5 protein-coding genes, 1 pseudogene and 1 CRISPR repeat array are annotated in these 5,881 nt (G+C 67.9%); of the genes and pseudogenes, 2 read left to right on the forward strand and 4 right to left on the reverse strand.

The features are described 5' to 3' along the window. The first annotated feature begins 139 nt into the window (after positions 1-139). Positions 140-970 (forward strand): annotated as a pseudogene (locus tag ACFYW3_RS39040) (IS5 family transposase). Here the strand turns inward: ACFYW3_RS39040 and ACFYW3_RS39045 are convergent. The 4 genes from ACFYW3_RS39045 to ACFYW3_RS39060 all read right to left on the reverse strand — a co-directional run bounded on the left by ACFYW3_RS39045 (position 951) and on the right by ACFYW3_RS39060 (position 4,065). Beyond that, entirely contained in the window at positions 951-1,358 is a 408-nt protein-coding gene (locus tag ACFYW3_RS39045; protein WP_389389036.1) for an Imm10 family immunity protein, read from the reverse strand. The pseudogene ACFYW3_RS39040 and the gene ACFYW3_RS39045 overlap by 20 nt on opposite strands. 433 nt (positions 1,359-1,791) lie before the next feature. After that, the gene (locus tag ACFYW3_RS39050) at positions 1,792-2,676 is read right to left on the reverse strand and encodes a hypothetical protein (RefSeq protein ID WP_389389037.1); all 885 of its coding nucleotides are present in this window, start codon (positions 2,674-2,676) and stop codon (positions 1,792-1,794) included. 331 nt (positions 2,677-3,007) lie between these two features. Further along, positions 3,008-3,646, reverse strand: coding sequence for a hypothetical protein (locus ACFYW3_RS39055; protein WP_389389038.1), 639 nt, complete (start codon positions 3,644-3,646; stop codon positions 3,008-3,010). Positions 3,647-3,753: 107 nt separating this feature from the next. Continuing rightward, entirely contained in the window at positions 3,754-4,065 is a 312-nt protein-coding gene (locus tag ACFYW3_RS39060; RefSeq protein ID WP_389389039.1) for a WD40 repeat domain-containing protein, read from the reverse strand. Positions 4,066-4,252: 187 nt separating this feature from the next. Here ACFYW3_RS39060 and ACFYW3_RS39065 point away from each other — a divergent pair, with 187 nt between their 5' ends. Then, positions 4,253-4,381 (forward strand): hypothetical protein, encoded by a 129-nt coding sequence (locus ACFYW3_RS39065; RefSeq protein ID WP_389389040.1) that lies wholly within the window; start codon positions 4,253-4,255, stop codon positions 4,379-4,381. Between the two features lie 622 nt (positions 4,382-5,003). Continuing rightward, positions 5,004-5,337: a CRISPR direct-repeat array (repeat unit 29 nt; unit sequence CTCCTCCCCGCACACGTGGGGATGACCCC). Positions 5,338-5,881: the final 544 nt, after the last annotated feature.

Here is a 5,881-nt window from a genome sequence, read left to right on the forward strand (position 1 = left end):
GCACCCGGGAGCTCACCATCCGGCAGAAGCAGCTCGACTCGGCGGCCAAAGAGCGAGCCGGACGCCGCGGCGCCCCGTCCACGCCTCCCCCGGCCTTAAGACGTCGGTTCTTATGGCTTAATCGTTCATTGAACCGTGCATGACGGATCTGGTTGAGCGGCTGGTGCCGGATGAGTTGTGGGTGCTGTTCCGGCGGGTGGTGCCGCCGACGGAGGGCGTACGTCCGCAGGGTGGTGGCCGTCGGCGTGCGGGCGACCGCGAGGCCCTGGCCGCGATCATCTTCGTGGCGACCTCGGGCTGCACCTGGCGACAACTGCCGCCGGTGTTCGGCCCGAGCCGGCAGACGGTCTACCGATGCTTCGCCCAGTGGAGCCGGGCCCGTGTTCGGGCGAGGCTGCACCGCGTCATCCTCGACGAACTCGGCGCCCGCGGTGAGCTGGACTGGTCGCGGTGCGCGCTCAACTCGGTCAGCATGCGGGCTGCAAAAGGGGGCCTTTGACGGGACCGGATCCGACCGACCGAGGCAAGGCTTGGATCGAAAATCCACTTGATCACCGACCGGAACGGACTGCCACTCTCGCTGGGCATTTCTGGCGCGAACATGCACGACAGCCTCGGCCTTGAACCGCTCGTGCGGGGCATCCCACCGATCCGGTCCCGGCGAGGACCTCGTCCACGGCGCCCCGCCAAGCTCCGTGGAGACAAGGGCTACAACTGTGACCACCTGCGCCGATGGCTCCGCGAACGTGGCATCCGGCACCGCATCGCCCGCAGAGGAATCGAGTCCTCGCAGCGTCTGGGGCGTCACCGCTGGGTGGTCGAGAGAACCGTGTCCTGGCTGGCCGGCTGCCGGCGCCTCCACCGCTGCTACGAACGCAAGGCCGAACACTTCCCCGCCTTCGTCGGCATCGCAGCTCTCCTGATCGGATACCGCCGCCTCGATAGGCCGATCACACCGAGAAACCACTGAGACGAGACCGGGCCTCCTCGCGTCCGAAGGTCAGCACCTTCGCAAGTACCTCGCGTATCTCCTCAATGCCTTCGGCCGGCACGTCGAGGACCGCCTCGATCTCCGCGTCCTCCAACTCCAAGTCATCCAGACAACCGGGGTCCAGCGACACCTTGAGCAGGTTGCCTGTCAGAGCCACCTCGCGGACACAGCCATAGGCCGTGCACTGGTCCGGGGTCATCACGCAGTACGTGTCGAGCCCGAGTGAGATGTCCTGCGCGGACGGCTCACCGATAGGGCGCGTGAACAGCAGGAAGAAGCCGTCATCCTCCTCCGCCACGCCGGCCTGCATCTCGCCGTCAACGTCGACCTCGGCAGCCACCGCACGGGCTGTGAACCTGTATGTCATACGCCGGTTCTACCAGGAGCCCAGCACAGCCCACGCCCACCCCTCCGCCAACAAGAGCTGTAAACACCGCCATAAGAAACGACGTCTCAGTAGCCGTGGGGTAGAGGTTGCCTTCTTTGCCCGGGGCCGGCGGCCAGAACGCGACGTTGACGAACTCGGTGCCTACGTTCCTGCCCGCTCGGCCCCCGCGAAGGGACTTACCCTTTTCTTGCCCGGCTTGCATATCGAAGCGTCAGACACACACGGGTCCGTGTTTCAAGTCATTTCCGGAATCGTTTCAGCCATGGCGGACGCCGCATCCACATGGTCGCCCCACGTGCTCCAGAAAGAGAACCGCCCGTCCCTCTCGTGGCTTTGGGACGGAGAACCGGAACGCTTTCCCGGGTCAGTCGGACCGAGTCCACCCCTCATTCCGGAGAGCGCGGAGTCGTCATCACAGGAGAGAGTAGGCACGCCGCCTGCGCTTCAGGACGTATGCCCTTACAGCGAGCGCGGCGGCACAGATGCCCGCAGCCGCCAGCCAGGAAGTCGGGCTCTTGATCCTGTCGGCCAGCGTGGGGGCAGGGTCGTGGCAGTCAGAGGCCGCGGGTTCGACCCGCAGCCGAGCCCAGACCTTTGACCCCACCTTCGCCTTCTGTCGCCAGACCACGGTGTGGATACCCGGGGTCGCGTCGCACCTGATGCGGACGGTCGCGGAGACCATCCTCGCTCCGTGCATGACCACGGGGCGCGTGAACGCCGACGAGGTCAACGTGACCTCTCCGTCGCCGACCATCTCCAGGCCGTCGGTGGCCTTCATCTCCCCGCCGGCCCGCACCGACCTCACGTCCCACGGGCTCCCGGGCCACTCCACATTCGCGGGCCAACGCTCCTCCTGCGGCTCGGGTGGCAGTTCGGACACCCGCCGGGCGCAGGCCGCACGCTCCGCCTCCTCGGCCGGAGCCACCCGGACACTCCCCCAGAGCGACCCGACCTCGGAGGGGTTCCGGTCCCCACCCGACCCGATGCGCACCTCGTAGGAGCCGGGCACGGCGGTGCAGGAGATCGTCATGACCGCGGCGACGTGCGGATCGTTCATCCTCATCCGACCATCCGCGATGAACGCTGGAGAGAAGACCGTGTCGCCATTGTCGATGGAGTCCTGCAGGCCCACCGAGACGCTCACCCGCTCTCCAGGCCGAACCGACTGCTCGGCGTCACGTTGAAGCGGCAGCGGCACATCCTCAAGCGGAGCCGCCTGCACGCCCTGCGTTCCGAGTGTCATCAACAGCGGAACCGTCAGAACTGCCGCGCCAATCCATGCCCGTAATCGCTTCATTTATCGCCCATCTTGAGTCGCTGACGATCTTTCACACCATTGCCTACTCTGCCTCCTTCATCGAACTGACGCGCCAACGCACTGCGATGTCAGACGTCATCACCGCACTCAGAAAGCATGTCATTGAGATCAAAATGGTTGACCGCACTCGCGCTCGGCACCAGCACCGTGCTCCTCACCGCCCCCGTTGCCCTGGCGGCGTCGACCGCCCCTCTCCGGCCGGCACGGCGCCTTCCTCGCCCTCGGCTCCATCCTCGTCATCGTTCCCCACGCCCAGCCCGACAGGCTTACCCCGCTCGGGCTCCACGTCCTCCACCTCACCGCTTCCCCCTCAGACCGCACCACCGGTATCCGATCTGCTCCCCGCTCCCTCCGCAGCCACCCGCATCTCACCACCTGCTCCCCCGGCCTCGACCGCGGAAGAGCAGTACTGGACGGCCGAGCGGATCGTCACGGTGGCCGCGCCCGAGGTGCCGGCCGGCTCGTCCTCGGCCTGGGCGATCTTGCGGGCCTCCAGCGCGACCGCGTCCGCGGTCAGGGCTCCCGCCCGCAAGGCCATCGCGAGACCGGCGACCAGGTGCGCGTGCGGCAGGTGGCGGGCCGGCAGCAGCACCTCGATCAGCACCCTCGTCCCGGCCGTGTCCCCGTGGGCCTTGACCGCCGCGGCCCACCAGGCGTCATGGACCGGGGTGAACTTGCCCGCCGAGCGAGCCTGTTCAAGCGCGGTGGCACCGGGGAACGCGCCAGGCGTGCGGATCAGGGCCTCCAGGTAGTGGTCCAGATCCAGGGGGCAGCCACCCTTCGCGATCAGCCGCTCGTGCCGGGCCACTTCCACGTTCCGGTTGTAAACCACCAGGTGAGAGGCGTGCAGCACGACCCGGACCCGCTTGCCGATCAGCCGGACCGGCACCGAGTACCGGTTCGTGCGGACCGCGATCTGGCTGTAACGGTCGACCGTCGGAGTGAACAACTAGGTTTACTGGACAGACCCATCAAGTTCTGAGGTTGGTATGGATGAGATGTCGTACACGAGGTGACCCGACGCAGTGCCTACGATGAGAAGGCCGTGGTGTTCCGTTAGTGCATGGGCTTGGTCTGTCGGCGAAGTACGTGCTCTGTCCGGGTGTTCAGGTTCCAGATACGCACGGTCTCGTCAAGGCTTGCTGAAGCAAGGTAGGGGGTGCCGCGGGGCGAAGTGAACACCGCCAAGGCCCACACCTCGCCGGTGTGGCCGGTGAAGGGCTCACCTATCTGGGTCCCTGACTCTGGGTCCCAGATCCGCACAGTCTTGTCGTTGCCGGCGGAAGCGAGGCGGGGGGTGCCGCCAGGCGAAGTGAACACCGCCAACGCCCATATCCAGTCGGTGTGGCCGGTGAGGGGCTCACCCATCTGGGTTCCTGACTCCGGCGTCAGCGTTGGTTACCAGGCCGGCTTCAGCCCGTACGACGAGCCATGGGGCGGCGCCCGCCATCTGCCAGCCGGTGGCGGAGAGCCGGTATACCGTCGCCGCAAGGGATCCCGCTCTCCGGTATCGGCCACGATGTCGGCGGCCGGCCTGGGCACTCCTGGTGGTTGCTTGGGTATCCACGTCGGACCGAACAGCAACTGTCCCAAGCGCACCGTGCTGGTACGGGAGATCACCACTGCGGGGTGGGGATCAGGTGACGGCATCTTCACCGCCCTGCCCTGGCGGACCCGTGCGTAGCCCGGCGGCGGGAGTGGTGGGAGCACCGGCCCCCCTCTCTCGACAAGAACCGGCGCTTCTACCCCGTCCACTCGCGTCAGGTCGAGTCACTGACAGAGGCCTACGCGTCGGTGAAGGGCGCGAAGCAGAAGGGCGCGGCTGCGCTCCTGTCCGCCGCGCAATGCGCGGGCACCCCGGTGCCGCGGACAATGCTGGACGCGGCCGCCCACCGGTCGATCACCCAGGAACGGAAGTGGGCCCCACGCAGCAGGTGCAGGCTCCGAGGCGGGTCCTGCCCCGGGCGTACGTCCCTACCGACCTGGCGATCGGGCGCCGTCCGGGACTGCGGCAGTGAGGACGCTCGCGCTCGTGGAAGGCTCAACCAGTGGCGCGGCCTGGCCGGACGCTACGGCACGTTCGTCACCCACCTACCTCGCGGGACTGCACCATGTGTCGGTGTTCGGGACACGGGCGACTCCCCGGCAGAGGGCCGCGCTCATTCCAGGCAGGGCGCTGTGAATCTTCGTCGGGGCGCCAAGTCTTGACGTCCGCCGCTTGAATGCACCACTCACCCCGTATGTCGGATTCAACGGAAGTACTTCAGAACGGCGGCTGAGCCAGATATCGTCGCAGCTCAGCAAGCCTCCTCCCCGCACACGTGGGGATGACCCCCCGGCCCCGACGCCGCCCCGTGGCTGTTCGTCCTCCTCCCCGCACACGTGGGGATGACCCCGCCACGGCCGCGGGGATCGGGGACGGCGAGGACTCCTCCCCGCACACGTGGGGATGACCCCTCGGCCCTCTCCCAGCCGGTGAAGGCGAGCTTCTGCTCCCCGCACACCTGGGGATGACCCCGCCGAAATGGTCGACCTCGACCCCGACGTATGCTGCTCCCCGCACACGCGGGGATGGCCCGCCGCTGACCTCGAAGAAGGTCCTAGACGCAGCCTGCTCCCCGCACACGTGGGGATGAACCCCTCTGCGTGCGTCGGCGTCCGCGAGCTCCACCAACGCGTCGGCCAGCTCTCCCCACGTGGCGGCACCGGCGGAACGCGGGCAGGAGAACGGAAGACGGAACGGCTGACCAGTCTGACTCCCGGACAGATGCCCAAGGCACCCGACCGATGCTCCGCCACCAGCACGCCTGCAACGGAGGTGGCGTGCACGGCAGCGACGTCGGATCTGCGCGCCGCTGTGGCAGTAGGCCGGCCACGGCACCGTAAGGGCGAGGGAGTTCCGTACCTGGGTAACCGCAGATCCCTTACCGGTGCTCCAGCTCGGGTGGGATGACACGTAGCGGAGTGAGGACGGCGAGCCCCGGCCACGCCGGATTCCAAGTCTCCGAGAGCGACCGGGCATGGGTGTGCCGGGCAGCTTCGGGCCGCCCGGCACATGGTCTTCACGCGGGTTCGGCTGCCGTCTGTTTACGGGCGGCGGGCCGTGGCGTGGTTAGCGGCGGCGGCCCCAGGTGTCGGTGTCGACGGTGCGGCCGCGGTCGTCGCGGAGGGTGGCGGTGTCGCC

Origin of the sequence: Streptomyces sp. NPDC002602 (genome assembly GCF_042889445.1) — a bacterium.
Lineage (GTDB): Bacteria > Actinomycetota > Actinomycetes > Streptomycetales > Streptomycetaceae > Streptomyces.